At 59.6% G+C, this 1,148-nt stretch carries 1 protein-coding gene; it reads left to right on the top strand.

What is annotated here, in order from left to right:
- Positions 1 to 47: 47 nt before the first annotated feature.
- The gene (locus tag PY310_RS21475) at positions 48 to 1,136 is read left to right on the top strand and encodes an IS630 family transposase (RefSeq protein WP_275216658.1); all 1,089 of its coding nucleotides are present in this window, start codon (positions 48 to 50) and stop codon (positions 1,134 to 1,136) included.
- Positions 1,137 to 1,148 lie beyond the last annotated feature (12 nt).

Here is a 1,148-nt window from a genome sequence, read left to right as displayed (position 1 = left end):
TGGTGTGTCTCCAAAATAGTTGATGCTTTGAGCGTTAAGCTTGTGTCATGGCGAACATTGCTCCTGCTTTGGTGGTTTCTGATTCCCAGCGTGCTTTGTTGGAGGTGCTCGCGAAGTCGCAGACGGCGTCCCATCGCGAGGTTCAGCGGGCGCAGGTGTTGTTGATGGCCGCGGAGGGGTTGGCCAATGATTCGATCGCGAAGGTTGCCGGGCTGAGTCCGGGGACGGTCAGGTCGTGGCGGGCCCGGTTCGAGGCAGAAGGCTTGGCCCACTTGGGCGAGGTGCGTGCCGGGCGTGGCCGCAAGCCGGTCATTCCACAGTCCAAGATCGATGAAATCGTTGATCTGACGCGCAATTCCAAGCCCGAAGGACACACGCACTGGTCGGTGCGGACGATGGCCGCGAAGGTGGGTGTGTCCCCGGCGCAGGTTCAGCGGATCTGGGCGGCCCGGGGCTTGAAACCACACCTCGTGGATACTTTCAAGCTCTCCAACGATCCGAAGTTTGAGGAAAAACTCATCGATGTCGTTGGTCTGTATCTGAACCCGCCGGAGAAGGCGATCGTGCTGTGCATGGACGAGAAATCCTCGATCCAGGCCCTGGACCGCACCCAGCCGTCCCTTCCGATGACGAAGGGCCGGGCCGAAACAATGACCCATGACTACAAACGCAACGGCACCACCACCTTGTTCGCCGCCCTGGACGTGGCCACCGGAAAAGTCATCGGCTCGTGCCTGCCCAAGCACCGGCACGAGGAATTCCTGGTGTTCCTCAAAACCATCAACAAGGAAGTCCCGCGCGGTTTGGACGTCCATCTGATCCTGGACAACTACGCCACCCACAAACACCCGGACGTGAAGGCCTGGCTGGTCAGAAATCCGAGGTTCCAGCTACATTTCACCCCCACCTCATCCTCGTGGCTGAACCTGGTCGAGCGCTGGTTCAGGGAACTGACCGACAAGGCATTACGCCGCGGTGCGTTCCATTCGGTACCGGATCTGATCACCAAAATCGAGGAGTACCTCGCCGCCCACAACACCGAACCCAAGCCCCTGGTATGGACCGCGACCGCAGACTCAATCCTTAAGAAAGTAGCCCGCGGCCGCGTCGCCCTCGAGACCATCAAACAAAACTGAGACAGACCACTA

Origin of the sequence: Pseudarthrobacter naphthalenicus (assembly GCF_029076445.1) — a bacterium.
Classification (GTDB): domain Bacteria; phylum Actinomycetota; class Actinomycetes; order Actinomycetales; family Micrococcaceae; genus Arthrobacter; species Arthrobacter naphthalenicus.
This window is presented reverse-complemented; position numbering and strand designations above follow the sequence as displayed.